Raw genomic sequence first — 26,288 nt, 5'->3', positions numbered from 1 at the left:
CGATCACGCTTCACCCGCGTGCACCAGCACCGGTACCAACTGTTCGGCAGCCGTCCAGGCGCCGTGATGGCCGGGCATGTTCACCTCCGGCGCCGGGTCGGCCAAGGTGCGTGTGATGATCGTCGTTCCCCGTGCCACGGCCACCAGGTCGCCGATCCGCTCGGCGACCACGTCGGTCACCTCGGCACCGAACCACTGTTCGTCGAGCACCTGCTCACGCGGCACCACGAACGCGTCGTCACCCAGGACGTCGGTCCAGAACGTGTGCACGTCGTCGCGCGCGCCGGGCCGGGTGTAGACGTGCCGGACGCGCATCTCACCCGCGACCGCCTCGACGCCTTTGAGCATCTCGTCCGTGGTGTCGATGTCGATCCGATTGTCCGCCTGGATCATCCCGTGATCTCCGGTGACCACCAACGTGGCGTCGCGGGGGAGGTCCGACGCGATGTCGGCGACCAGGCGGTCCACCACGCCCAGCGTCTTCACCCACTGCGGCGAGCCGGGCCCGAAGAGGTGTCCGGCCGCATCGAGATCTGGCCAGTAGGCATAGACGAGACGATGATCCGGGGTGGACGGCGTCAATGCGTCCCCGATGCCCGCGAGGATGTCGGCAGGGGTCCGAGCCCCGATGTAGGTGCCCTCGACGCGGAAGGCGGCCCGGCTGAATCCGGACCCCCGGTACGCCGTCGGCATCACATAGGTCACGTCGACGCCCCGGCCGGCCATCTCGGCGAGGAGGCCGGGTTCCGGCTGAATCTGTTCCGGCACATACAGTCCCAGAGCCGAGCGACCGTCGGACCGGTTGAAGGTCCAGCGTAAGGCGTTGAGGGTCCGGCGTTTCGGCCCGCGGGTCTCGTCCCGATCCGTCCGGAACGAGTAGCCGATGATGCCGTGGCTCCCGCAGGGTGCGCCTGCCATCAGGCTGGTGATGCTGGTCGCCGTCGTCGCGGGGAAGCCCGCGCGGATGGTGGCCGACCGCAGGGCGGTCAAGGTGGGCGCGCTCTCGGCGTGGTCGTCGAGCAGGGTGGCGCCGAGACCGTCGATCAGCAGCAGCACGACGTCTTTGCTCGAGGGGATCGGCACGGTCGACGTCGGGGTCTGGTCGAAGGCGTCGTCGATCGCCGGCAACACGTCGGCGAGGGTCGCAAAGCTGCTCCATTGCAGAGGATGGAGCTCGTCCGACGATTCACTCACAACGACACGGTATCCGCATTTCTTGTGGACAACCCGCGTGCACAGGTTTGGCACGTCGGTCACCCGCCCTAGCCTGGGTCCATGCCCGATTTCGATCCTCTGAGCGCCGCGGCGAGCGATCTGCTCGTCGATTTCGACGTGGCGACCGTCGACCGGGGCTCCGACTACGCCGACGACGGCCGGATCATCGGGATGAGCTGGTCGCCGGACGAGCTGGCGCTGACCGGCCGATGCCGGGGATCCGGCGGCCAGGTGTACGAGACCACCGCCATCTTCAACGCCCTGGACACCTCACGCTCCCTCGACTTCACCGAGTGCTCGTGTCCGGTCGGAGTCATGTGTAAGCACGGCGTGGCCCTTGTGCTGACCGCACTGCAGGTGGAGGCCACCACCGAACCAGAAGCCGAGGTCGCCGAGCTCGCGCCGATCAGCAGGCTCCCCGCCCAGTGGCGCACCACGTTGGGTGCGTTCGTGCACGAGGAGCCGACGACGGCACCCGTCGACATCGGCATCCTCGTCGAGCTGCCGTCGAAGAAACGGTGGGCACCGAATCCCGCGCCCACCCTGCGGCTGGTCAAGCAGGGTAAACGCGGTAGATGGGTGAAGAAGGGCATCACCTGGCGATCGGTGGCCCGACGCAGCGGCGGCCCGTCGCCTGCTTCGGATCACCCCGAGTTCGAACCCGGCCAGCTACGCGCAGTGGTCGCGATGGCGCGCGCCTACGTCAACACCGGCGTCCACGACGACCAGATGGCGCTCAGCTGGGCGCCGAACGACATCTGGGAACTGCTGGCCGCAGCAAACGACGCCGGGGTGGCCCTGCTCGCCGACCCGTCGACCGGCGCCACCCGCGTCGATCTCTTCGCCGGCGCACGGATCGCGTTCCGCATCACCCGCACCGACGACGGCGCCCTGGTCTCCCCGTATCTCCAGATCGATCACGACGACTGGCTCGATTCACCTGTCGGCCTGATCGGTACGCCTGTCCCACATGGTGCCTTCACCGTCGACGGCGACCTCCTGCTGATGGGGCCGTTCGAGGCGCCGTCCGATCGCCGGGCACTCGAGGAGCTCGTGTCCATCGGTGGCATCGTGATCCCCGATGCCGACCTCGACGAGTTCGTCGCCGACCTGCTGCCCTCGCTCGCCGCGACCGTCCCGGTCGACATCGAAGACGGTGCCATCACCCCGCCGACCATCGTCGGGCCGACGCCGTTGCTCACCATCCGGGTCGGTGAACAGGCATCGCAGGTGGACTGGCGGATCAGCTATCGCGTCAACGAGCGGCGACGCGTGTTCGACACCGCCGACCCGGTGGCCGCGAGCAGCATCCGCAACGCGGAGGACGAAGCGCAGGCCTGGAAGGCCGCACGGGCCGCGATGGAACTCGTCGCCCGTCGATGCACCCGATGGCAGACGCAGGCTGCACGCCTCGTCAACCAGTCGCGACGGATCGGGATGCGAACCGATGACGGCGATCTCGACGCCGTCGTCGCCGACGACATCGTCTCCGCGGTCCGGCAGGCCGGCACCGGTCTGCTGCGCCGGACCTTCACCTATTCGCTCATCGACACCGCCGTCCTGATCGGTGAGCTGGTTCCTGAACTCGATGACGGCATCGAGGTCGAGGTGATCGGTGACCTCGTCGATTTCCGCCCGGCGCAGGAGGAGCCGGAGATCGTCATCAGCGAGGACACCAGCCCGGTCGGCAACGACTGGCTGAACCTCCGGATCACCATCGAGGTCGACGGCCGCGAGGTCCCGCTCGGCGACGTCATCCGCGCACTCGCCGCCGACGCGACCCACCTGCTCCTGCCCGACGGCACCTACTTCCCGCTCGACGGCCCGGAGCTGACGCGACTCACCGAACTCATCCGCGAGGCACAGGACCTCGGCGAGATCGAGAACGGCCTGGTCAAGCGCAACACCTACAACGCGACCCTCTGGGAGGAGCTGCTCAGCCTCGGTATCGTCGACGACCAACTGGCCGAATGGCATTCGCGGGTCAGCCGCCTCGCCGAGGCCACCCTGCCCGCCCGCGCCGGTCCGCCTGCCGGACTCCGCGCCGACCTGCGTGACTATCAGCATGACGGCCTCGACTGGCTGAGATTCCTGTGGCAGAACCGGATCGGCGGCATCCTCGCCGACGACATGGGGCTCGGTAAGACGGTGCAGGCCCTCGCCCTGATCGCCGAGGCGACGGCCGAGCAGTCGTCCGGTTGCTTCTTGGTCGTGGCGCCGACGAGTGTCGTCGGCAACTGGGTCAGCGAGGCACACAAATTCGTGCCGCACCTCGAAGCGGTCGCGGTGACGGCCACCGAGGCCAAGAGCGGCATCGGTTTCGCCGAGCAGGTCGGTGGCGCCCAGATCGTGGTGACCTCGTACACGTTGCTGCGCTTGCAATTCGACAAGATCAACCAATTCCGTTGGACCGGAGTGATCTTCGACGAGGCGCAGTTCGTGAAGAACCACAAGAGCAAGACCCACCAGTGTGCCCGTCGTATCGGTGCCGAGATGAAGCTCGCGATCACCGGCACCCCGATGGAGAACAACCTGATGGAACTGTGGTCGCTGCTCTCGCTGACCGCTCCGGGCCTGTTCCCGTCGCCCAACACATTCGCGGAGTACTACCGCAAACCGATCGAATCCGGCGAGCATCCCGAGCGGCTCGACGGCCTGCGGCGGCGTATCCGTCCGGTGATGTTGCGCCGCACTAAGGATCAGGTCGTCGCCGACCTGCCGGCCAAACAAGAGCAGGTGCTGGCCGTCGAGCTGACCGCCAAGCACGAGCACATCTACCAGGCCAGGCTCAACCGGGAACGGCAGCGGGTCCTCGGTCTGCTGGGGGACTGGGAGGAGAACCGCTTCGCCATCTTCCGATCGCTGACGATGATGCGGCAGCTGAGTCTGCACGCGGGATTGGTCGACGAACAGGATCTCGGTGTGGCGTCCGCCAAGATCGACTACCTGGCCGACCAACTGCCCGAACTGATCGCCGAAGGTCATGCCGCCCTGGTCTTCAGCCAGTTCACCGGGTTTCTCGGCCTCATCCGCGAACGGCTCGACGGTCTCGGGATCGGCTACAGCTACCTCGACGGATCGATGAGCGCGAGGCAACGCGCCACCGCGATCGACCAGTTCAGCAGCGGCACCACCAAGGTCTTCCTGATCAGCCTCAAGGCCGGTGGCTTCGGCCTGAACCTGACCGAGGCCGACTACTGCTTCGTCTGCGATCCGTGGTGGAACCCCGCCGCCGAGGCCCAGGCCGTCGACCGGACCCATCGCATCGGCCAGACCCGGCCGGTCACGGTGTACCGGCTGGTGTCCAAAGGGACAATCGAGGAGAAGGTCGTCGAGCTGCAGGACAAGAAGCGTGCGCTGTTCGACGCCGTCGTCGACGACGGCGACCTGTTCGGTTCGGTCATCAGTCCCGACGACGTGCGGGCGATGCTGGGGGACGCGTGACCGTTCTGGCCGCACCTCCAGTATCCGGCCGCAGTTTCGGCTCGAAGCCGGAATCCGAAATTGCGGCCAGAACGGGGTCTTCGGACACGGCACCCATGCCGCGCCGTGCGAGATTGTCGTCGTCGTACCACTCGAACCAGGGAAAGCGGTGTCGGCGGTACTCGTTCATCGTCAGCGGCGGGTGATGTGGCTCCCGGCCGGTGAGTTCTTTCCACGCAACCGAATTGACGATGCGCAAAACGGCGGCGGATCGCGCGGTCGGATGCCAGTTCTCGCGCGGTTCGACAGGTGTCGCGATGGACTGGGTGATCGATCCGCCCGCACTCAGACCCATGCTGCCGGTCAGGGATGCACCGCACGCGTCAACCTCGGGAACCATTCCGCTGCAATGATCGGGGTCGAATCGTCGCGCCTCCCAGATCTCCCCGCGCAACGGGATGACCTCGATGCGGACGTTGCCGTCGTCGGGGCCGACACGCTGATCTGTGACCGACGCTCCACTCCCGACCGGGACGGCGACGAACTGACGGACCGTCGAAGCGTCGGTCCGGAAACCGTCGAGCCACGGCTGATCCGGGACCTCGAAATAGTCCTCCGCGTCAAAATCGGGATCATCCGAGAAGGACCGGCCGGTCACGGCGTTCACCCCGTCCACTCCGATCCGGACAAGGAAGGGATACACGGACGCGAAATTGATCCACGCCGCCTCGGATTGCCACATCGGGAGCAACACGTCGGCGCTGTGCCATCCGGTCGGACGGAGGCGGGGCCCGAGGTGACCCCCGGAGAGTAGATCGAAGGAACCGAGTCCGGGAGGCAGCGGATGGGTGGTGTCGTCGTCGGGCACTCGCAGTGTCCGTACGAACTCGATGTACAGCTCGGCGTCGGCGTGAACGTCGGGGAAGGAGAACGCGAGGGTGTCGTGGGAGACGGTGACTGCCATGGGTCTCCAGTCGTCGGGTATGACAGCACGATATGAATCAGGTCCGACAAGTTCGGGGCTGACTCCATGGTGCTCGGGCGGGGCGCATCGTCACGGACGAGCATTTGCGTCACGCCTTGGCCAGATGATCGGGGTAATCGCGCGATGCGTTACACCGGCGGAGCTTCTCGTCATTTTGTTCACCACCAATTCGTGCCCGTGGAACTCCGCGAGCATTTGCAAGACCGGGGATCACCGGCCACCACCAGGTGCCGCGCAGCCCCGGAGATCGTGCGCGTTCACCGACCAGCGGCACGTCGTGGACGGTAGATTCCCTGCCATGCTCGATCACGTCGCCCTGCAGTGCGCCGACCCCGCCGGTGCCGCCGACTTCTACACCACGGTGTTCGCCGCTCTCGGCGTACGCGAGGCCATGCGATACGACCGTGACGGCGGCCCGGTGATCGGGCTCTCCGGCGCTGATGGTTTTCCGCACCTCTGGGTCGGGCCGCTCGACGACAGCGGGCACCGGCCCATCCACCTGGCCCTCACGGCCCCGAGCCGGGAGGCCGTGGATGATGTGTTCGCGGCGGCCCGGGCAGCCGGCGCGAGCATCCTGCACGAGCCCCGCGTGTGGCCCGAGTACCACGCCACCTACTACGGGGTGTTCCTGCGCGACCCGGACGGCAACAACGTCGAGGCCGTGCATCACGGGTTCGACGGCTGACGCCGCTTTCGTACCAAGCACACTGCCAGGACGAGTCGATGGGACCGCAAGGTTGCCACCGCATTGTTGTGGGTGTCAGAGGGAGCTCGTAGGCGGGGCCGCAGTGAATGCCTCTCCTCACGATGGCCGGCGGCTACGACACGAGCGGCCGCAGAAACCGACCGGTCACGGAGACGGCCGGCTCCGACGACCCGCCGCCGACCACGAGAGTCGCGAAAGCGAGGTCGCCGACGATCCCGGCGAACCACCCGTGCGGATTCTTGTTGTCCCCGTATTCGGCGGTTCCGGTCTTGCCACCCAGCCCGGGTACGTCGCGCAGGGCGGTGGCGGTTCCGGATGCGACCGTCTGACGCATCATGCTGCGCAGATCACGGACCACATCGGCAGGCAGGCGCCGGGTCGGCGAGTCTGTGGTGGTTCGCCTGCCGGAGATCAGGGTGGGCGTGACGGTCTCGCCGCGCGCGAGACTGGCTTCGGCGACGGCCAGGCCGAAGGGGCTCACGGCCACCGTGCCCTGCCCGATACCGTTCTCCACCCGCAGTGACGGAGTGTCGGCGGCGGGTACACGTCCCGTGACGGTGGTGATCCCGGGGATCACATAGTCGACGCCGATGCCGAGTTCGCGGGCCACACCGGGCAGTGCGTCTGCCGGCAGGCGGTTGGCCAAGGCGCCCATGGTGGTGTTGCAGGAGTGGGCGAACGCCGAGGACAACGGGACGAGACCGAGGTCGAAGTCGTCCTCGTTCGGGATGGTGCGGCCCTCGATGGTGGCCCGCCCCGGGCATGGGAGTGCGGTCTGCGGGCGGACCGCTCCGCGTGCCAACCCGGCCGCGGTGGTGACGGTCTTGAACGTCGATCCCGGTGGGTAGAGACCCGAGAGGGCGATCGCGCCCGTTCGGTCGGCAGCTGAATTCTGGGCCACCGCCACGATGGCGCCCGTCGAGGGGGCGATCGCCACGATCACCGCCGGGCGCCGTTCGACATCGACCGCACGTTGCGCGTTGGTCTGGATATCCCGGTCGAGTTCCGTGCGGAGCGCCGGAGTCGGTTGCGGTGACACCTGTTTCAGGACATCGGTCGGTGTGCCGCGAGCATCGATGAGGCTGACCGACCAGCCTGCGGTTCTTGTGATGGTGTCGCGCCAGCTCTCCTCAAGGCCGGTCATCGCGGGTGAATGCAGTGCGCGGGTGGCACTCAGGAGAGCGCCTTGCTCGGAGAAGCTCACGCCATCAATGGCTTTCAACGAAGTCCGGACCTCGGCGAGGTCGCGCGAGCGCAACCGGATCACGGTCTGTTCGGCGTCTGGCGAATCCGTGAACTGACGGCGGATGCCGTCGCCGGTCATGCCGGGCTCCACCGTGCGAAGCACCCGAGCGACTCGGTCGGCGGAGTCGAGGTGGTCACGATGCAGCTGGATCAGTGAGACGGGTTGCCATGTCATGAGCGGGCGGCCGTTGCGGTCGAGCACCGGAGTCCGGTAGTCCATGTCGTCGCTGTAGGAGAAGGTGTGACCGTCGCGCAGCGAAGGGTGCAGGACATCGGGTTGCCAGCGGACGAGCCACGTCGAGTCCCGTTCCTCGAGTACGGCGGTCGACTGATACCGCATCGACCGATCGTCGCGGATCGTCCAGCCGAAGTCGACGGTGCCGGTGACCTTCTTGTCGTCGATCATGCGGCCGGACGCGGTCAGCTTCGCTGTGGGTCCCATTCCGTCGAGCATCGACTGAATCGCTGCGCTCGCGGCGCCGGGATCAGTGGTGTGCTCGGCCGCGGCCGCGACGTCACCGCGCGACAGCGCGTCGGCAAAACCGGTCAGCGTGTCGTCGGGCGAGTCCGACTGCAGGAAGCATCCGGCCGCCGCGCCGAACACCACGGCCAACACCGTCAACAGCCCCATCCACCGCGTCATGACTGCAGCCAACCGTGAATGGCACCGCGCGAACAAGGTCGCGACATGGCCACGCCGGATAGCGAATCGCTATCACCGCAGGTGGGGAACCGTGCTATTTGTCATGCCGGCACACGCAATTCGGTGACGACCGCGCGCGCCACACGGCCGATGGCGCGATCGACCTCGGGCAGGGTCGGATCAGGGCGCGCACTCTTGGTGAACACCGCGATCGCGACGGGGTGCTCGCCGGGGAATTCGATCACCCCGATCTCGTTGCGGATCGCGGCGAGGGTCCCGGTCTTCCCGGCGACGCCGACGTGGCGGAACGGGAACCCGGATGCGAGTCGTGAGGTGAACACCTGCAGGCGCATCGTCGCGCGGATCAAGGCACACGACTCTGGGGATGCGACGTCGTCGCGCCACAGCGCGGCGAGAAGTGCGGTGCAGTCACGCGGTGTCGAGGCGCTCGAATAGGCGGCGTCGTAGGCGGATACCGCAGTGCCGACATCCGGATCGGCCAGCACGGCAAAGGCTTCGGCGATCGTACTGGTCCCGGTCTCACTTTGCAGGCGGACATGGAGTTCACGCATGCCGCCGACGATGCGGGTGCGGCCGAGTTCGAGGTCGGCCAGGTCGGCAAGGACGGCGTCGAGACCGACGCGGGTGAGGATGACGTCGGCGGCGACGTTGTCCGACACGGTCATCATCGACGTGGCCAGATCACGCCAGCTCATCCGTACCGGGTGGTGGAGCAGCGCGAGGCCGGTGGCTCCCGACGACCATTCGCCCGGCATCACCTCGACTTGCTCAGACATGTCGATCTCGCCGCGATCGGCCATGCGGCACAGCGAGATCATCAGCGGCAGCTTGTACACCGAGGCAAGGACGACGGGGGAGTCGGCGCCGACACCGAATGTGTGATCGGGCCGGCCGAGCGACACCGCATGCACCCACCCCGCGCACCCGGCGTCGGCCAGGATCGCCGACACCTCTCCGGTCAGCCGGTCACGTTCCGCGGGGTTCATTTTGGGTGCCCGCCGCCGTCGGCCTCGCTCCGCAGGGCCGCGGTGACGTCTGCAGCGATCGCGGCATGGTCCGGGCTCTTGTGGATCACCCTGAGCCGCAATGCCGTGACGTCGGTGGACACACTGGCACAGCGGACCGACGGGACCGCTGCGAACAGCTCCGGATGGGCCGTCAGGCCGAAGGCGGACCCGCCCGCCACCGCCGCGACCAGCTCGGTGTCGGAGGTGACGGGCCGGACAGCCGAGTCGAGCCCGTGCTCGCGGAATCCGTCGACGATCTGATCGTGGGCCGGTGGGTTCCACGCCCGTGGCGGCAGGCACACTGCCAGGTCGGTGAGCGCCCGGAGGCGTGGCCGGGCGGCGCCGGCGGCGGCGTGGTCGGCAGGAAGCACCAACCATCGCGGAAGGCGAACCACCGAATCGGCCACCAAGGTGCCGGTGACGCAGGGATGGTCGATGACGGCGACGTCGAGGCTGCCCGCGATCACCTGGGCCACGAGCGCCGACGCGGGCTCGGTGACCATGTCCTGATCGGTGGTCGCCGAGGCCACCTGTTGCGCGCACACGGCCGTGAGGGGCGCGCCGAGGTGGAGCACCGCGCCCCAACGCAGGACGTCGGCGCGATCCGCCAGTCGACGTGCCTCCGCCGAGAGGCGTTTGGCGTCGTCGACGAGGAGTCGCGCGCGGGGGAGGAGCTCGCGTCCGGCCGACGTGAGGTCGGCGCCGCGCGAGGTGCGGCGGATCAGGGTCACGCCGAGTTCTTTCTCCAGCCGCCGCAACCCTTGCGACACGGGCGGCTGCGTCATCTCGAGCCGTGCGGCCGCATCGCCGAAGTGTCCTTCCTCGGCGACAGCGACAAAGAAGCTCAGGTGTCTGACCAGATCCACGTGTTCAGGATGGCACGACCGGCTACCGCAGAATCGTCACCGACTCTCCGCCTGCCACGTCACCGTCACCGGGATCTGGTCGTCCCAGGGTTGCCGGGTGACGAGGTCGGACACCTTCACGAATCCCCGCTCGAACTCGCCGACTGCCGGGTCGACGAGCCGGTACTCCTGCGTCTGCCGGTGGATCGGCTGCGCGTCGAGGATCACGATTCGCACCTCGCCGGGCTCGAACCGGCAGTGCCGCTGCAACGACGCGATCAGCTGTTCGTTGCACATGTGGCCGTCACCGAAGTTCCAGCCCATCGCTGTGCTGGTGATCCGCTCACCGTCCGTCAACACGAAGCCTCCCTCATCATGACCGTTCATCGCCCGATGCGCGAGCGTGAACAACGCCCGGCCGTGACTGTTGAACGAGCGGAACGCATATCCCATGTAGAGCGGGATCTGCGCTGCCTCCGCGCTGCCGTAGAAGCGTTCGAGTTGTGCTGCCGGCATCGACGCGATCGCGACGATGCCGCTCTCGATCTTCGCCGACGCCGCAGGCGTGAGGCACCACAGGCTGGTGTCCCAGTTGCCGGCGTAGTACCGCATACCCGGCAGGAAGGAGACCTTGCGTGGCATCAGGTTTCCGATGATCACGGTGCCCGCCGACACGAGGAACAGCAGGATCGGCCAGACGGACTGGAGGTCGGTGAGCCCGATGTCGGAGTGTCCGACGAACAGCGCCACCACACCGAACATCATGAAGACGTTCCACTCCAGCGGTACGCCCATCGGGATCGACGACAGGATGCCGAAGTGGAAGATCAACATGATGATCGCCGCGACGGCGGTCAGCCAGCCGCCGCCGGAGAAGAACAGGACGATCGGGACGAGACCTTCGACGGCGGTGGAGAAATGGGCGATCCATCGCGACCGCCGTCCGGGCCGGAGGTCTTCGGGGAAGTCCTCGAAGAACTTTCGTTTGATCTTCGGGGACCGCCAGATCGGGTTGTTCGACATCATCGTGGAGATCACGAACGGGAAGTGCTTGTTGAGCTTTGATGTTGCCGCACCCATCCAGATGACGAGGAAGATGAGCTTGGCGCCGAGGATCATGTCGACGCCGGCGAACAGGAACGTGACGGTCAACGCGCCGTACACCTCCCCGCGAGCGGCCAAGAAGATGGTCTTGTCGCGCAGACCCGCCGCAGCGAGCAGTACCACGATGGTCCAGATCTCCCAGTCGGGCAGGACGCCGACGGTGGTGTCGAGTTCCGGGATCGCACCCGTACCCGAGCTGAACAGCGCGACCACCAGCATCACCAGCAGCGCCGCGTACAGCAGCACGTCAACCGGTTGCCGCGAGTCCCCCTTGGTCAGCGGAATGCGACTAGGCCATGGTGGCTGACGAATAGTCTTGGGCCGCAACCAATACAGTATCGATCCCATGGGCGGGAAGAATCGGTTGTTCAGCGGTCCGAATCCGCAACCGAGGCCGACGACCTCGAACAACATCGTGTACAGCACGACCTTCTGGAAGACGATCGGCTCGTTGTACCAACTCGTCACATCGAAGAAGCCGTCGATGCCGGGCGTGGTGATGACCACCGCCCATGCGATCAGGATGTAGAGCGCGATCTTCACGACGTAGAACAGGTGCAACGCGACCGGCGTCCCGAAGCCCACCTCGGCCCAGTGCCGGGCCATGGGCTTGATCTTCTCGGCCCGCGTGCCCTGACTCCAGGTCGGGAAGTCGATCTCGGGAGTGGTCTGCTTCAGGAATCCCATCGCTCTCGCCCTCGTCACCTGTGCGTTTATCGCCGTGGCCGGACTCGCCGGCATGTCGTGTGTCGAGGAGGGAGCCTAACAAACCAAGCAAGTGCTTGGTAGTGGTTCGGAGGTTGCTGCCGGCGGGTTGCGAGCGAAGCCCTCCTCTCGTCGGGACGTCTGCCTACGCTGAGACCGCCACACGTCAGCTTCACGCCCTCGTCGAGGGCGAACGCGTGAAGGGCGTGACAATCCGGGAGTGAGAATCCAGATGACCACCGACGACGGCCCTCCACCGCGTAATAGTCTGGGCGACAAAGACAGTCGAGAGCGAGTCTTGGTGATCATCCTCGCGTTGGCCGGTGTTATGTCGACGCTCGCGCTGTCGGTGGTGCCGGTACTCGCGGACGTGTCGCACAGTCCAGGGTTCAGCGCGCTGATCGGATCGGTGAACACCGCCGGGTATCTCGTGATCATCCTGGTCGCCGCGCGCTCTCCGCTGCGCTGGGTGCTGGTCCGCCGGCTGGCGCTGGCGATGGTCGGGATCGCGGTGGTCGCCGCGGTCGCGGCCGTGACGATCCTCGACGAGAACGCCGGACCGGGATTCCTGCTCGCGATGTCGGCCTTGATGGCGGCGGTGATCGCGGGGCTCAGCTACCTGCGAATCTCCTGAGGCGCCATGAAGGACTGGAACATCACCTCTCGACGCAGGACGAAACCGAGCGTCTCGTAGAGGTGGATCGCGTTGGTGTTGGCTGCCGAGGCGTGCAGGAACGGCACCTCGCCGCGGAGCCGGATGGCATGCGCGAGTGCGCGAATCAGTCGGCTGCCCAGCCCCTGGCCCCGATTGTCGGGATCGGTACAGACGGCGCTGATCTCGGTCCAACCCGGTAGGTGCAGGCGCTCACCGCCCATGGCCACGAGGCGCCCACCACGGCGGATACCGAGGTAAGTGCCGAGTTCGATGGTCCGCGGGAGGAACGGGCCGGGCTCGGTACGGCGGACCAGGTCGAGCATCTCGGGCACGTCGTCTGTGGTGAGTTCGATCGCCTCATCGTCGGGCGCTGCCGTGACGGCGTCGTCGACCATCTGCACGCCCTGCATCCGCATCTGCAGTCCCCAGTCGGCGGGCGGTGTCACGTCGACGACGGGGAGGAACATCGAGGTGCCGGCCCCGACGAGCGCGGCGGCGTCGGCCCAGTCGTCGATGGTCGGGTTATCGGGGAGTGCGGCCATCGGGCAGACATCCGGCTGATAGCGCACCGCGTTGCCGTGACGCTCAGCGAAACGTGCGTGGGGCCCGGCCAAGGCGGCCAGTGCCGGGTTGTCGAGTGGGCTGGAGGTACTGCTTTCCACGGCTCGACGATACCCGGTGTCGTAATTGGGCGACTTGCGGACCCTGGGTTGAGGTTCGCAGATTCCTCTCAGGCGCAGATGATTTCGGCCCAAGGTCGGCGGGGCAGTGTCGACGGTGAACGAGCGATCCGGCGCAGACGTCCGGACCTCACAGACCGAGAGGGTGACGATGCCGGATCCGAGCTGACGTTGGACAGACCGCGACCCACCGCGGCCGGCGTGTGTGCTTTGACGGCTCACGTGCTCGTGACGGTGAGTCGGGGTGTGCCAACGAACCGACCGGCACGATGCCGTGCCGTGTGACCCCGTCGAAGACGATTCTGTCGCGGCGGGGTCGCAGTGTGAGGTCACCGACCGGGCGTGCTGCCCACGCTCGGCAACACCAGTTCGCAAGGCACGCGTTGCGGGTGTTCCGGATCCAGGGCGTTCCGGACCATCACCGTGGTGCGGTGTGAGCCCGCGATCGCTTGATGCTCCGAATAGTCCTGCGCGCACGAGTCCTGGACAACGATGTTGGTGACCTGCTGACCAGGTTTCCCGGGCACGAGTCCGCTGGTATACGGCACAGCCATCTCGTCGTAGCGGGTCGCGATGTTCGTGTATTCGACGCCCGGCACGTACGGGGTACCGCCGGCGTTGAGCTTCTTGATGAACGCCGATCCGGCTGCGGGTTCTCGGCAGAGCGCGCAGTTTCCGCCGCGGGTCAGCGGGCTGGCGTCGATGACCTCTTGAGGGATGGCGACGCCCTGGTAGATGCCTGCGATCGAGACCGATTTGTCGACGACGGTGTGCCCACCGCCGTAGCGGATGAAGTACCCGGTGACCAGACTGCCGAGCGAGTGGGACACGAGGTCGACCTTGGACGCGTGCGTTGTGGCGAGGACTTTGCGGACAAAAGCCGACAACTCAGGCACACCGACCGCCTCGATCGATGACAGCCCTGCGATACCGCTGAACGGTTTCGGCACACCGGCCTGCACGCCCCAGTTGAGGGCAAACGTGCAGTAGCCCGCGTTGTGCAGGACCGGCCCGTAGACGCCCCAGTCGAGCTGTCGATTGGCGAACCCGCCATGCACCAGCACGACCGGATTCGGGTGGCGAGCACTGGGTTTGCACGACCAGTCGTTGGTTCCCGGTGGATCGCCGTCGGGATCGGCGAGCTGGTTGAATGTGCCCGCAAAGTAGTTGTTCGGGACGGGCAGTTGTGCACCTGCCGGGCCGAGGGATGGGACGGCTGTTGCCGGACCCGTCGCCAAGACCAGAGCGAGAGCTGTCAACCAAATCGATACGAGCGCGCGCATCGGCGGACCATAGCGCATGGGGCACACAGCTGTTGTCAGTTTGCGGTCGGTCGGTCGGAGAGCCGACTGAGAGTCAATCGTCTGGGGACAGGATCTGCGAGGCTGCGCACTTTTCTGTGCTCCCGCGGCAGCGCCCAGCCTTTCGGTAGCAGTTGTTCGATTGGACTTGGTGCTGATTCTGCAGCGCCAATCACCCGGGAATGAGAGCACCCGCCAATTCACCGGTGGCCGTCAGATTGACCTTCCCCGCCCGGAGGTAGAGACCAACCTTTCGCACGAGGTGCGGGAGCACTGAACTCGGATGGCTACTTCGATGGATGGTTGTGCACGCATACCGTGCCGTGACCCGCCCGGCGGTCGAGATCTGTAGTCCGATCAAATGAATTCCTGCGGTCTTCATCGCTTGCGTCTCCAGGTCGGCGCGTATCGGCACGTCAAGATCGGTGCTGACGGCCTACCCCGCGCGGTCGAGAACAGATTCGCTGGGTAATATGCGACCGAGCATTGTCGGGGTGGAGTTGTGATGCTGTTTCGGGGGGAAAGCCGTGATCCACGGCGAGCTACCCGGCCACATGAGGTCGGGCGGCAGCGACGAGTGATCAGCATTGCAAGCGGGCGAACCAGCACCGCATCTTCTGCGCCCCGGCCGTCGGCACGGAGGGGACTTTCACATCATGGCTTACGCATCTGAGCGCCGGTCGCGGCATCGTCATGATCTGGAGGGTCGTCGTTCGCCGTTGTTGTTGTCGGTGACCTCGGCGGCGTTGGCTGCGTCGATTGCGGCGGGTGTGGGTGCGGGTTTGGCTCAGGCGGCTCCGGAGCAGGGCGGCACGAGCCCGAGCGACACGGCACCGCAGCAGGGTGGCACGACACCGGATGCGCCGGCACCGGAGCAGGGTGGGACGACGCCGACTCCGCAGGTGGCGCCTGCCTATACCCCGGGGCCGGGGTCGATTCCGGGTCCGCCGCAGGAGGCGCCGTATCAGTCGTATGTGGCGCCGGATTCGGGTACGAGTTATGAGGATGCGTATACGCCGTTGCCGTCGCAGCCGTTGCGGGTGCCGCGTGTGGTGAAGCCGGTGCGGCCGATTGCGCCGCCGCCGAAGAAGATTCGTGTCGGCAATTTTGTGTCTGATATTCCGAAGGGGATGTCGCAGCGGGATGTGACGTCGGTCAATGAGTGGTCGGCTTATGGTGAGGCCAAGATCGCCCAGGGTTTGATTTCGGTGGGGGTGCCTGAGGATGAGGCGTCGCGTCAGGCGGCGTCGACGATCATCGGCGTGATGACCGGTGGCACTGCGGGTGCCGTCACGTTGGGTATTCCGGCAGCGGTGATGGGTGCGGCCGGGGGTGCAGTGATCGGGACTGGGGTCGGCGCGGTCGCGGGCGCGGTATACAACGGGGTGATCTTCGGGCCGCCCGGCGCCCCTATAGGTGGCGTCGCGGGCGCGGGAATAGGCTTTGCCGCAGGTGCGGCAATTGGAGCTGCCGGTGCAGGTGCGGCAGGTGCAGCTGTCGGTGCAGTTCTGGGAGGCACGGCCGGTGGCGCACTTGCATATGCGCTCGGTGCGGGCGACCCTGGTGCTCACCCGAAGGACCCTTGGAAGCAGAATGAACCGAAGGCGCCCAACGCCAAGCCGCTTCCGGGGTCTGGTGGGAACCAGTTCGAATACAGGCTCGCAGCGCACGACGCACGAAAGTCACGACTCCCAGCGGTCGATTATGTCGTGAACCACCGAGGTGACGTCACCGTCACCGTCGGAGCTTGGAAAGCCAACTGGTCGGTGGAGGAAGCCGTTGCACCGTACGCGTTGCTAGGTGCAGGTGCTCCGCAGGGTGAGAATTCGGCGCGCAATATGACCAAACAACACAGTGATCAGATCAGGTCAGCCGTCCCGGGCGGCGAGGTGAACTGGCCGCAGGAAGCGGCATCCGCGCCGTGATCACATCGTGAAGTTCACGAATACCTGGAATCAGCGCCAACATCAATTCCGGACGATCGCGACCGACCATCGCTGTCCAGCAGCCTGACTGAAAGGACCGACATGTTCCGTCGTTTGATCGTACTGGTGTGCGCAGCAGTAGCTGCCGTCGTGTCGCTCGTGGGCGCCGGCACTGCCGGCGCCAAGCCCTACGAGGCACCTCGAATCAGCCAGTACAGCCAGGATGTTTGGGCTGTCGGCGGGAACAGTGGTTGTCGTGGACCGATCCACGTCGGGATCAAATTCGATCGCCAACAGCGCGGCAAGGCCTTCATCACTCTGACACCCCGGGGGTTCGTGGGTGATGGACCGGGCTGGAGGCGAAATGCTGTTTGTCGGGTGACGATCCGGAGCGCTGTCGACTTCGATACGTTGTATCGAGGACCTGCCGCCACCGTCACAGCAGGGCCGAATGGTGGCAAGCCTGTGCACACCACGATGTATCCCGGATCAGGCTTGCACGCACTGTCTTTCATCGGGAGTGGCCTATCGTACTTCTCTTCCAATTACTTGGTCGTCCCGTAGCGAACCCAGCCCTGCAGCCGCAGGTACGTGGTAGCCGGAGCCGGTTGCACCCCGTCAGCCGGGGTTACCCGGTCACGAGTGTTGGGATGCAACTTCCGGCGGGACGAACTCCGCGGTTCGTTCCGCACCAGTCTCGGCGTTCGACGACGGAGTCGGAACTTCAACTGCATCGAGGTCCCTCGCGCCTACCTCGGCCTCTTCACGCACCGGCACCCCATCCGCGCCCTCGAACCGACGTCCCCAACCGGTGGCGATCGATATCGCCATGACGACTGTCAGGACGAGCGGATAGAACGTGACCGTGAACATCGCCAGTGCCGACACCTGGTTCGCACCTTCGGTCAGCAGGCTCGCGATCAGGAGGAAGGAACTGACCACCGGCACAACCGATCCCAGTCCGAGGACGTTGCAGTCCATGATGTTGGCGCGACGATACGGATGGAGGCGGGCTCGCGAGCCGATGCGGTCGACGAGTGGTCCGTAGAACATCATGGTGGGACCGTTGACGCCAGCGAACAGCCCGCCGGAGACGATGGCGCCGACGGCGATCGCGGTCTCGGTGCCACGTGCGGTATTTGTGAGACGTGACCCGACAATCACGATCAAACCAAAGACAGCACGGGGGAGGGCCGCATCCCGTCTCGCCTGCTGCCCGCAGCTACTACAATGCTTCCGACGGCGAGGCCGATGGACTTGGGGGGAACAATGTCGAGAGTTTCGGTAGATCCTGCAATCTTGCGTGGGTTCGCAGGGTCCGCGGAGGTGGTAGCGCGAGCGATCTCGGACGCGTCGATACCTGTACGCTACGAGTCGTTGGCGGCTTGTGTGCCTGGATCCGCGACGGCATACGCTGCGTCAAAGGCAGCCGGAGTAATCCGCCGACCTTTGGAGAAGGTCACAGGCGATTACCTTGCGATGGGCGCCGCTGTCCGTAACGCCGCCGGCGAGTTTGAAGTCACCGACGATGAGATGGCTTCCCGTCTAGACAACATTGCGGCAGATCGATGATTCCAAGCCGTGCCGTATTGAGCACGTGGAATCCGAGTCACCTTTCAAGTATTGGTGCCGAAATGGCAGCAGTCAGCGAGAACATCGAAGAAGCGGCACAGCAGGTCGAATACAAGGTTGCCTCGTTCCAGAACCAGTTCAACAATGACTGGAAGGGCGAGGCATCCGACGCTGCCTCTGAGGTGGCCGAACGATCGTTGTCTGCGGTCTGGGATCTCAATCGTATCCATGGGACGGCAGCTTCCGCCGCAGCGCGCTTGGGTCCTGAGTTGGACGCCGGAAAGCGTTCCATTGATTCCCTCGTCCGTGTGATCGAGGCTGGGGATCTCTACGTTGATGAGGTATGGACGGTCCTTGTGCGGCCTAAACTTATGAAGCCAGCCATGGCCCGGTTGATGTCGCTTGCCGCCCAGGGATTTCAAGATCAGCTAAATCCTCGACTCGTCGAGCTAGGGGAAACCGATCGGCTACTCGCCGAGGCATCTCTCGTTCAGAGCGTCGCGTTCGGTATCGAAGCGCCGAGCCTCCATGACGACGCAAACGCTCCGGCCGACGTTGTTCCCGACCTGTGGAACGAGAGGGGACGAAAGGCTCAACAGAGCAAACTCGAGGAGCACATGATTGGCACGATCGTCGACAAAGCGGTCGTGACAAAGGACGGAAAGACGATCACGACCTTGGGCATGCTCGACGGAAGCAAGCAGGTCTACACCGACGTGCATCGGGGCGGCGAGGGAAATACCTTCGACTTGTACAACGAGAAGGGACGACTCTTCTCGACGAAGACGACACATGCCGACGGGTCGAGCACCACCACGTTCATGCGCGAAGGCCAATCACCGCTCGTGGTAACGGAAAAGAATGGCAAGGCGGTAGCAAAAGTCGATGGGGTCGAGCTCCCAGTTCCGAGTACCGATAATGTCGCCCAATCCTTGGCAGGTGCGGGAATGGCTGCCCTGGAACCGCATGTCGCAGACGGGTTGCCTTTTCTGAGTGCGGAGCAGGCAACGAAGCTCGAGGTCGGGGCGAAGAACGCCGGGCCTGCGTTGACGATCATCTCCACTGGCGTCAATATCGCGAATGCGAAGGATGGCTATGACGCGTGCGTGGCCGGGACTACGGGTGGGGTCAGCCTTGCAGGCGACATGCTTGTGACCGCCACGGCGCCCGAGGGACTGGCCGCGCGACAGGCATTCGCACGTGCGTTCGGTGGAGGTTTGCTCTTCGGGACGGTCGGAAATCTCGTCGGCCAGATGGTATGCCGATGAATCATCGCGCGGCGATCTATCCCGTACCACCCATATGGTTAGCGAGACGCTCGCCGCGTGCCGCGCGTCTCACGGTGACAACCCTGGTGCTTTCGGCCGCGTTTCTGGTGCTCGCCTGTGTCGGGTTCGCGAATAGCGAACCGCTTGGCGGAGCGGTGGGACTCACTGCCGCGGCGGGGCTGCTGGCGCAAGCCGCCTCGAATGCGCGCACGCAAGTTCTGCGTCGACAGGAAGCTCCAGATCTGGCCGGTACCTGTGTAATCGGCGGCGCCACGCACGTGGGGCAAGACATCGCGCTCCGGAAACGGGAACTCGTATCGGCTGTCCTACTGGCAATCGCGTCGTTTGCTTTCACGTATGGGATGTGGAGTGGCCTGATGAGCCTTCCGGTCTCAGGTGCTGGATTCACGACCGTATATCCGGCAGCTGGATTGATTCTCGGAGGACTATGTCTGTTCGAGCTGTACGGTCGGGGCAGACGGAGCCGACGCGACTTTCTCGTGCTGTCACCGAGCGCCATTGCGATCACCGCAAACGACAAGCGGATTGAGATTGCATGGGAATCGATGAACGAGCTCACGTTGGTTGACTCGAAGCGGAGCGCACAAGCCGGCACGCGTGTGCAGTGGTCTGCGGCCAAGCCGTCGATACGTATCGATGAGACTTGTCTCGGCGCCCCGGCAACGCTGTGGCTTTTGGACTTCTATCACCGTCACCCAGAGCTGCGGGATGAACTGTCTGACAAGCGTGCAGTCGCGCGTCTTCGAAATGGGGCACTCGTGGAGGAGACAGCCCGTTATGTCTGATCTCGAACTGACACCGGAGTATCGTGACGCCCTTCGCGACGTGGCAGGTGATCCGTCCCTGGCAGGTGAACTGCGCCGGGTGCTTGACGATCTGAATCAAGGTGAACTCAGGGACGAGCTGTTTCCGATGCCCACGCGATGGGCGCCGGACAACTACGCACTGTTCCTCGACGATGATCGCGTAATGCAGGCTGAGTTCCAGCGACGCGTGCGGTCGGCTGTCGACGATTGGCACGCACGGAATGTGGACCGAATCTCTCGTCTGCCCCCTGATGATTGGGACCGCATCGTGGAGTGGACAGGCAAGCAGTTCCGGGCCGAGCTTTCTGGTTGGTCGCAACGGCAGGGCGGGTCGGTCGGAAGCCGTTGATTCGTGCAGGCAGATGCACAGCCCGTCAGCGAGCTCAACCCGTGGCTCACACGCGGCCAGGCGCCGTCAGTTGGCAGCGACCTGTTGACGGACAGAGGTCGCCTCCTGTTGGAGTACCTCCGCGGTCGCGCCATCAGCCACCCGCGCCTCCGCATCTTCACGCACCGCCATCCCATCCGGACCCTCGAACCGACGTCCCCAACCGGTGGCGATCGATATCGCCATGACGACTGTCAGGACGAGCGGATAGAACGTGACCGTGAACATCGCCAGTGCCGACACCTGGTTCGCACCTTCGGTCAGCAGGCTCGCGATCAGGAGGAAGGAACTGACCACCGGCACAACCGATCCCAGTCCGAGGACGTTGCAGTCCATGATGTTGGCGCGACGATACGGATGGAGGCGGGCTCGCGAGCCGATGCGGTCGACGAGTGGTCCGTAGAACATCATGGTGGGACCGTTGACGCCAGCGAACAGCCCGCCGGAGACGATGGCGCCGACGGCGATCGCGGTCTCGGTGCCACGTGCGGTATTTGTGAGACGTGAGCCGGTGATCGCATCGACGATGGCGTCGAAGACACCGGAGCCCTCGAGCACGCCGATGATGGCGAACACGATGATGCCGAGGCCGATGAGCGGCAGCACGTCGGTGATGCCGTCGACGAGGAAGCCGGTGGCGGCGTCGTCCTTCGACGAGATGATGTCGGCAGGCGTGATGAGCCCCGATGCCAGACCGATGACCGTGCCTACGACCAGACCGCAGGTGGTCGCCAGGAACAGATCCCGCTTCCAGAAGGCCACGGCGAGAAGGGCAACCACGGCGATGAGCATCAGCAGCGGCTTCGGTCCCACGTCGGTGGGCGTGGCGGAGGCGCCAGAGTCGGTGGTGAGGATCAGCCCGATGACGACGTACAGCACGAGCGTGATGCCCGCGGTGGGCAGCGAATAGCGAGTGCGAGAGCGCACGACGCCTGCGATGTCGGCGACACCCTCCTTGCGGCGGAAGCGCTGCGTCGCCGACGACACCACGGTCGAATCGGAGATGGGCGCCAGGTTGTCGCCGAACAGGGCTCCGGAGAGGATCGCCCCCGCCAGCAGGAGCGGATGAGCACCCAGCACCACGCCGGCGGGGAAGATCACGGGGAACGCGGTGAACAATGTCCCGATGGACGTTCCCGTCGACATCGACATCACGCCGGCGATGACGAACGCGATGGCCGGGAACAGCGCCGGTGACACACCGGCTTCCTGTGCCGCCCAGATCAATCCGTTGGCGGCACCGGACGCGCTCAAGAGCATCGAGAAGAGGCTGACGGCCAGCAGGATCATCAGCAATGTGCTCGCCGTGGGGGAGGAGAGGCCACGCAGGGCGGCATTCCAATAGCTCGAATAGTTCCGCGCGAGCAGCGCACCCAACATCAGACCGACGAGCCCGGATGCGGTGAGTGCGGTCATGTCGAACACGTTGAACGCCACGAAGTACGAGATGACGCCGACGAGGAAGATGACCGGCGCCACGAACGCGACGTACTTGCCGCCGCGGAACTCGAGACGGTCGTCGGTTGGGGTGGTTTCCATGGGGGACTCCCGATTTCAGCGGCGGCGGTAGGCCGCGAGCGCTTGGACGATACTGTCGACGTCGTTGTCGGTGCTGTAGTAGTGGAACGAGATTCGCAGGCGCCGACCACGTGGTGCGGTGCTGATGCGGTGCTCGGCGAGCAGCCACGCCGCGAGGGTGTCGGGATCCTCGTCGATGATCGCGACCTGCGGGCCTGAGAACGCCGGATCCTCGGGTCGATCGACCTGCTCACCGAGATCGCGGAGTTCGGTGGCCGTGCGCTCGGCCAACCGTTGCACGTGAGCCCAGCCGACCTGCGCGTCGACGGTGTCGAGCGCGTCGAGACCACCGAGCGCTGCGTACACCGACGGCACTCCGGGTGTTCCGGTCTCGAACTTCGCAGCAGTGGAAGGCGTTTCGAGGTAGGTCGGATCGAAGTTGAACGGGTTGCTGCGGCCGAACCACCCGGTCAGCGCCGGGTTGTCGAGATCTTCGGGATGGCGAACGTAGAGGAAGGCCAGTCCGGGAAGGCCGAGCATGTACTTGAGCACGCCGGTGACGAGGAAGTCGCAGCCCAGCTCGTCGACGGTGTAGGGCACCACGCCGCTGCCCTGGTAGGCATCGACGAACATCAGCGCGCCTGCAGCGTGGGCGGCGTCGGAGATGGCGCGGACCGGTGGGCGAGTGCCGTTGACGTAGGAGACCAGCGGCGCCGATACGACCCCGACGGTGTCGTCGATCTGCGACGACCACGCGGAGGCGGACAGGAAGTCGTCCGCCGGCACTGACCGGATCGGGGTGCCGTCGGCGGAGGCGCGCCACACGTGGCCCACCGACGGGAACTCGTGGTCGCTGGTCAGCAGCGCCTTGTTGCCGCGCGTCGCGATAGTGGTGCGGACCTGAAAGGCGGCGATCGAGGCGTTCGGCGCGATGGCGACCTGCTCCGGCGATGCCCCGATCCGGGCCGCGAACCGTGCACGAAGCGTCTCGACGAGCTCCATCCAGCGTCCCCAGGGGGCCGGATCGGCGATCAGATCGTCCTGCATGTCCTGCAGTCGACGCTGGAGATCGATCGACAACGCGCCCTGGCTACAGCTGGCGAGATGGACGGTGTCGTCGAGGTGGGGGAACCGGCTGCGAAAGTCGGCGAGCTGGTCGGTTGCCGGTGTGGTGGCCTCCTGGACTGATGTCATTGGCCAATGGTGCGGCACGGTATTAACCCTGTCAATAGGAGTATTAATCAGAGTCGGTGAGTTGAGCGGCCCTGTCACCTGCCATGATGCACATGTGCTTGGTACGACGATTCGCGAGGTGCGCAAGACGCGTGGGCTGACGATGGTGCAGCTCGCCGAGCTGGCCGGTGTCTCGCAGGGCCTGATCAGCCAGGTGGAGAACGGTCGGGCCGATCCCAGCCTGGAGACGTTGCGTCGGATCGCCGAGGCGCTCGGGGTGCCCCTGTTCGACCTGTTCCAGGATGGTGCGCCGAGTCCGGTGAACGTGCTGCGTGCCGGCAACCGTGCCTCGGTCACCACACCGACGGGTTCCCTGACCTACGAGAAGCTCTCGCCGCCGAGCGCGACGCTCGAGGTTCTGCGTGGTCGGCTGGAGCCCAACGACGTGTCCAGTCGAGAACCGCACGCACACCCGGCAAGTGAGTGTGTGGTCGTCGAGAGCGGTTCGATGGTGGTCGAGGTCGCTGGGGAGCGGATCGAGCTCGAGACAGGCGACAGCGCTACCTACGATTCGCGGCTGCCGCATCGGTATCTGAATGAATCCGGTGATCGCACAGTGTTTCTCGTGTTGGCGTCGCCGCCGAGCTTCTGACGGCGCGAGAGATCGAGGTCTCAGAAGTTCGCGTACGGCGGTGAGACGCAGTCAGCTGGCGAACAGGAGTGCCGGAAGTATTGAGCTGCCGATCGTCGCGATACCGACGGCGCCGGCGTCGTCGCCGAGTGCTGCGCTACCGAATTTCGCACTGCCCCTGCCATCTTCGCCGTCGCCCGAGTTGTCGGCGATGCCGCCGTGCCTCGAACATGCGCCCTGGCGATGCGCGGTGGCTGTGGGTCGCCGGCTACGTTGAACAAGGCAGCGAGGTCGTTGGTCACAAAGGCCATGTCACTGAGATCAGTGGTCGGGACCGACAAGCATCGCGGCCTTCCACAAGGTCATCATGTACGTCGCGAATCGTTCGTCGCTCCAACCCCTCTCCACCACCAGCCGGTGCCACAACACCCCGTCGGTGGTTGCCCACATCAGGTCGTGACATTCGTCCTCGCTGATCGCCATCTGCCCCGTCGCCGCGGCTTCGCGGGCCATGAACCCGAGTCCCTCGTAGCGTTGCCGATCGATCTCGGCGAGCATCTCGGCCGCGGCAGTGTCGGCGCCGGCGGCGCCCCGCAGCGCCATCATGAAAGGCGTGATGCGCCGAGATGTCTCCGTGTTGAGAACCGCCTGCATCTCGAGTCGACGCGCCAGATCAGGTTCGGCCCGGATCTGGGCGATGGCGGGCCGTTCGTGAAACAGGACGTCCTCGTCGTCGCCGCCGATGGTGATGTCCCACACGCATTTCAGGATGGTCGGTTTGTTCTTGAAGATCGCGTACACGCTCTCCTTTGACACTCCCGACGCTCGGGCGATCTCCACGATTGTGGTCCGTGCGTAGCCCTGTTCGATGAAGAGGCCGCGCGCCGCATGCAGGATGCCACGACGCGTCTCCCGCGCTTGATCGGCACGGTGCGCCGATTGGTACTTGCGAGCCTCTTGACCTGCGCCAGTCACATTAAGTACACTTCCCATGTATTCAATATACTTCTAATGTATCGGAGTTCCGTCATGGATACTTCCGGAACGCACCAATCAACAGCATCACTCTGGGACGGGGTCGCCATCGGCTGGTCTCGGTTCGCCGCCGAGATCGAAGGCATCGAGTCCGATCTGACATCCCGTATACGCTCTGCCGCCGAACCTTTGAATGGCCACACCGTTCTCGAATTAGGTTCTGGCACCGGAGAACTCGCCGCACAGTTCGCAGACTGGGTGGGTCCGGACGGTACCGTCACCGCCTCCGACGTCGCTCCTTCGATGAACGAGGTGCAACGCGCCCGACTCGCTGACGTACTCAACGCCCGAGTCGCCGCCGACGTCGATGTACACGAGTTACCGTTCGTCGCCCACAGTTTCGACACCGTCGTGTTCCGCATGGGATTGATGATGGCATCCGATCCCGATCGGGCCCTGCGCGAGATCCACCGCGTGTTGCGACCCGGTGGCCGGTTCGTCACCGCCGTCTGGGGTCCGTTCACCGAGAACCCCTGGCTGACCACCGTCGGGATGGGCGCGATGTCACTGGGCCTGGTCTGCGGCGGCCCGCCGATCAACCCGGGCGAGCCGTTCTCACTGCCTGATCCGCACGATCTGCGAGGTCGGTTCACCGATGCGGGATTCGTCGATATCGACGTCCAGACACTCAGCGCAACAAGGCATTACCGCGATACCGACCAACACATCACGATGGCGTTGAGTCTGGCGCCACCGCTGGCCGCTGCGTACCGCGCGATGTCATCCGCACAGGAGACGGCGCTGCGCGCCACAGTCGCCGGACTCACCGAGCAATACCGTGACGGCCACGGCGCACTAGATCTCCCGATGTCCGCGCATGTAGCTCTCGGTACGCGCGCATAGCGTCGGCCGGGCACTTGCTGATCCGGCAGGTCCGCATGGTCGACCTCCAGGGAGACTCTGGGCAAAGCCCGCCTTCAGCAGGAATCCGACTCACCGATCTTGACCGCCGACAGCACGGCGTCACCCTCACCGATCGCCGTTCCCGGATCGGGTGTTTGAGCGACCACAACCCAGTTCCGGTCCAGGATCTGGGATCGCCCTTGGCCCGTTGCATCGGTGCTCCGAGAGAAGAAGACTCCGGCGTCCTGGATCTCGTCCTGCGCGTCCTGCAGATTCATGCACACCACGTCTGGCATGATCGCCGGTTCTTCGGGAGGTGCCGTGGTTGCGGTCGCCTGCGTCATCGGTGGCGGCGCCTCGGTCGTCGGGGGCTCGGTGGTCGGGGGCGCAGCAGTCGATGCCTCCGTCTCAGTGGATACCGCGGCAGTCGCTGTCTCGGTCACGGTGGTGGTCAACGCAGTGTCTCCACCTCCGCCGCATCCAGCGATCACGAGAGCGATCAGCAGGGCTCCTGCCGCTGCACCAGCGGTCTTCCGGACGTGCGTCATGCGCTCTCCTCGGTCGACGAGCATC

General features: G+C 65.4%; 22 protein-coding genes. 9 read left to right on the top strand and 13 right to left on the bottom strand.

Going from position 1 to position 26,288, the window contains the following annotated elements; genetic code table 11:
* Positions 1–3 precede the first annotated feature (3 nt).
* On the bottom strand, positions 4–1,194 hold the full coding sequence (locus OVA31_RS10420; RefSeq protein WP_267631022.1) for an alkaline phosphatase family protein: 1,191 nt from the start codon (positions 1,192–1,194) through the stop codon (positions 4–6).
* A gap of 81 nt (positions 1,195–1,275) precedes the next feature.
* Here OVA31_RS10420 and OVA31_RS10415 point away from each other — a divergent pair, with 81 nt between their 5' ends.
* Entirely contained in the window at positions 1,276–4,659 is a 3,384-nt protein-coding gene (locus tag OVA31_RS10415; RefSeq protein WP_267631021.1) for a DEAD/DEAH box helicase, read from the top strand.
* On the opposite strand, the gene OVA31_RS10410 is transcribed toward OVA31_RS10415, so the two are convergent.
* Complete coding sequence (locus OVA31_RS10410; protein ID WP_267631020.1) at positions 4,619–5,602, bottom strand: hypothetical protein; 984 nt, start codon at positions 5,600–5,602, stop codon at positions 4,619–4,621. The two genes, OVA31_RS10415 and OVA31_RS10410, sit on opposite strands and share 41 nt — an antisense overlap.
* A 319-nt stretch (positions 5,603–5,921) precedes the next feature.
* On the opposite strand from OVA31_RS10410, the gene OVA31_RS10405 reads away from it, so the two are divergent.
* Positions 5,922–6,308, top strand: coding sequence for a VOC family protein (locus OVA31_RS10405; RefSeq protein WP_267631019.1), 387 nt, complete (start codon positions 5,922–5,924; stop codon positions 6,306–6,308).
* A gap of 133 nt (positions 6,309–6,441) precedes the next feature.
* Here OVA31_RS10405 and OVA31_RS10400 read toward each other — a convergent pair whose 3' ends face one another.
* The 4 genes from OVA31_RS10400 to OVA31_RS10385 all read right to left on the bottom strand — a co-directional run bounded on the left by OVA31_RS10400 (position 6,442) and on the right by OVA31_RS10385 (position 11,881).
* The gene (locus OVA31_RS10400) at positions 6,442–8,217 is read right to left on the bottom strand and encodes a penicillin-binding transpeptidase domain-containing protein (RefSeq protein WP_267631018.1); all 1,776 of its coding nucleotides are present in this window, start codon (positions 8,215–8,217) and stop codon (positions 6,442–6,444) included.
* A 101-nt stretch (positions 8,218–8,318) separates the two neighbouring features.
* A complete protein-coding gene (locus OVA31_RS10395; protein WP_267631017.1) occupies positions 8,319–9,224 on the bottom strand; it encodes a serine hydrolase in 906 nt (301 codons plus the stop codon).
* Positions 9,221–10,111: a LysR family transcriptional regulator gene (locus OVA31_RS10390; protein WP_267631016.1), complete on the bottom strand. Its 891-nt coding sequence runs from the start codon at positions 10,109–10,111 to the stop codon at positions 9,221–9,223. Before OVA31_RS10390 ends, OVA31_RS10395 begins: the two co-directional genes overlap by 4 nt.
* A 36-nt stretch (positions 10,112–10,147) precedes the next feature.
* Positions 10,148–11,881, bottom strand: a complete 1,734-nt coding sequence (locus OVA31_RS10385; RefSeq protein WP_267631015.1) for a DUF3556 domain-containing protein — start codon at positions 11,879–11,881, stop codon at positions 10,148–10,150.
* A 250-nt stretch (positions 11,882–12,131) separates the two neighbouring features.
* Here OVA31_RS10385 and OVA31_RS10380 point away from each other — a divergent pair, with 250 nt between their 5' ends.
* Positions 12,132–12,533 carry a hypothetical protein gene (locus OVA31_RS10380; protein ID WP_267631014.1) on the top strand — a complete coding sequence of 134 codons (402 nt, stop codon included), beginning with the start codon at positions 12,132–12,134 and terminating at the stop codon, positions 12,531–12,533.
* On the opposite strand, the gene OVA31_RS10375 is transcribed toward OVA31_RS10380, so the two are convergent.
* Positions 12,515–13,216: a GNAT family N-acetyltransferase gene (locus OVA31_RS10375; protein WP_267631013.1), complete on the bottom strand. Its 702-nt coding sequence runs from the start codon at positions 13,214–13,216 to the stop codon at positions 12,515–12,517. The two genes, OVA31_RS10380 and OVA31_RS10375, sit on opposite strands and share 19 nt — an antisense overlap.
* Before the next feature lie 347 nt (positions 13,217–13,563).
* Complete coding sequence (locus OVA31_RS10370; RefSeq protein WP_267631012.1) at positions 13,564–14,517, bottom strand: esterase/lipase family protein; 954 nt, start codon at positions 14,515–14,517, stop codon at positions 13,564–13,566.
* 674 nt (positions 14,518–15,191) lie between these two features.
* Here OVA31_RS10370 and OVA31_RS10365 point away from each other — a divergent pair.
* A complete protein-coding gene (locus OVA31_RS10365; RefSeq protein WP_420714169.1) occupies positions 15,192–16,460 on the top strand; it encodes a hypothetical protein in 1,269 nt (422 codons plus the stop codon).
* Positions 16,461–17,096: 636 nt separating this feature from the next.
* Here OVA31_RS10365 and OVA31_RS10360 read toward each other — a convergent pair.
* The gene (locus OVA31_RS10360) at positions 17,097–17,624 is read right to left on the bottom strand and encodes a hypothetical protein (protein WP_267631010.1); all 528 of its coding nucleotides are present in this window, start codon (positions 17,622–17,624) and stop codon (positions 17,097–17,099) included.
* Between the two features lie 470 nt (positions 17,625–18,094).
* Here OVA31_RS10360 and OVA31_RS10355 point away from each other — a divergent pair, with 470 nt between their 5' ends.
* The 3 genes from OVA31_RS10355 to OVA31_RS10345 all read left to right on the top strand — a co-directional run bounded on the left by OVA31_RS10355 (position 18,095) and on the right by OVA31_RS10345 (position 20,476).
* Positions 18,095–19,300: a hypothetical protein gene (locus tag OVA31_RS10355; protein WP_267631009.1), complete on the top strand. Its 1,206-nt coding sequence runs from the start codon at positions 18,095–18,097 to the stop codon at positions 19,298–19,300.
* Positions 19,301–19,374: 74 nt separating this feature from the next.
* Entirely contained in the window at positions 19,375–20,106 is a 732-nt protein-coding gene (locus OVA31_RS10350; RefSeq protein ID WP_267631008.1) for a hypothetical protein, read from the top strand.
* Positions 20,099–20,476 carry a hypothetical protein gene (locus OVA31_RS10345; protein ID WP_267631007.1) on the top strand — a complete coding sequence of 126 codons (378 nt, stop codon included), beginning with the start codon at positions 20,099–20,101 and terminating at the stop codon, positions 20,474–20,476. Before OVA31_RS10350 ends, OVA31_RS10345 begins: the two co-directional genes overlap by 8 nt.
* 66 nt (positions 20,477–20,542) lie before the next feature.
* Here OVA31_RS10345 and OVA31_RS10340 read toward each other — a convergent pair whose 3' ends face one another.
* Entirely contained in the window at positions 20,543–22,054 is a 1,512-nt protein-coding gene (locus OVA31_RS10340; protein WP_267631006.1) for a Na+/H+ antiporter NhaC family protein, read from the bottom strand.
* Positions 22,055–22,069: 15 nt separating this feature from the next.
* On the bottom strand, positions 22,070–23,227 hold the full coding sequence (locus OVA31_RS10335; RefSeq protein WP_267631005.1) for an aminotransferase class V-fold PLP-dependent enzyme: 1,158 nt from the start codon (positions 23,225–23,227) through the stop codon (positions 22,070–22,072).
* Positions 23,228–23,321: 94 nt separating this feature from the next.
* Here OVA31_RS10335 and OVA31_RS10330 point away from each other — a divergent pair, with 94 nt between their 5' ends.
* A complete protein-coding gene (locus tag OVA31_RS10330; protein WP_324290210.1) occupies positions 23,322–23,858 on the top strand; it encodes an XRE family transcriptional regulator in 537 nt (178 codons plus the stop codon).
* Positions 23,859–24,158: 300 nt separating this feature from the next.
* On the opposite strand, the gene OVA31_RS10325 is transcribed toward OVA31_RS10330, so the two are convergent.
* Entirely contained in the window at positions 24,159–24,830 is a 672-nt protein-coding gene (locus OVA31_RS10325) for a TetR family transcriptional regulator (RefSeq protein ID WP_267631003.1), read from the bottom strand.
* On the opposite strand from OVA31_RS10325, the gene OVA31_RS10320 reads away from it, so the two are divergent.
* A complete protein-coding gene (locus tag OVA31_RS10320; RefSeq protein ID WP_324290209.1) occupies positions 24,726–25,715 on the top strand; it encodes a class I SAM-dependent methyltransferase in 990 nt (329 codons plus the stop codon). The genes OVA31_RS10325 and OVA31_RS10320 overlap by 105 nt on opposite strands.
* Positions 25,716–25,789: 74 nt before the next feature.
* On the opposite strand, the gene OVA31_RS10315 is transcribed toward OVA31_RS10320, so the two are convergent.
* The gene (locus OVA31_RS10315; RefSeq protein WP_267631001.1) at positions 25,790–26,263 is read right to left on the bottom strand and encodes a PASTA domain-containing protein; all 474 of its coding nucleotides are present in this window, start codon (positions 26,261–26,263) and stop codon (positions 25,790–25,792) included.
* Between the last annotated feature and the right edge of the window lie 25 nt (positions 26,264–26,288).

It is taken from the genome of Gordonia sp. SL306 (assembly GCF_026625785.1).
GTDB lineage: Bacteria > Actinomycetota > Actinomycetes > Mycobacteriales > Mycobacteriaceae > Gordonia.
Note: the sequence above shows the minus strand (reverse complement) of the source record. Positions and strands in the feature narration are given on the sequence as shown.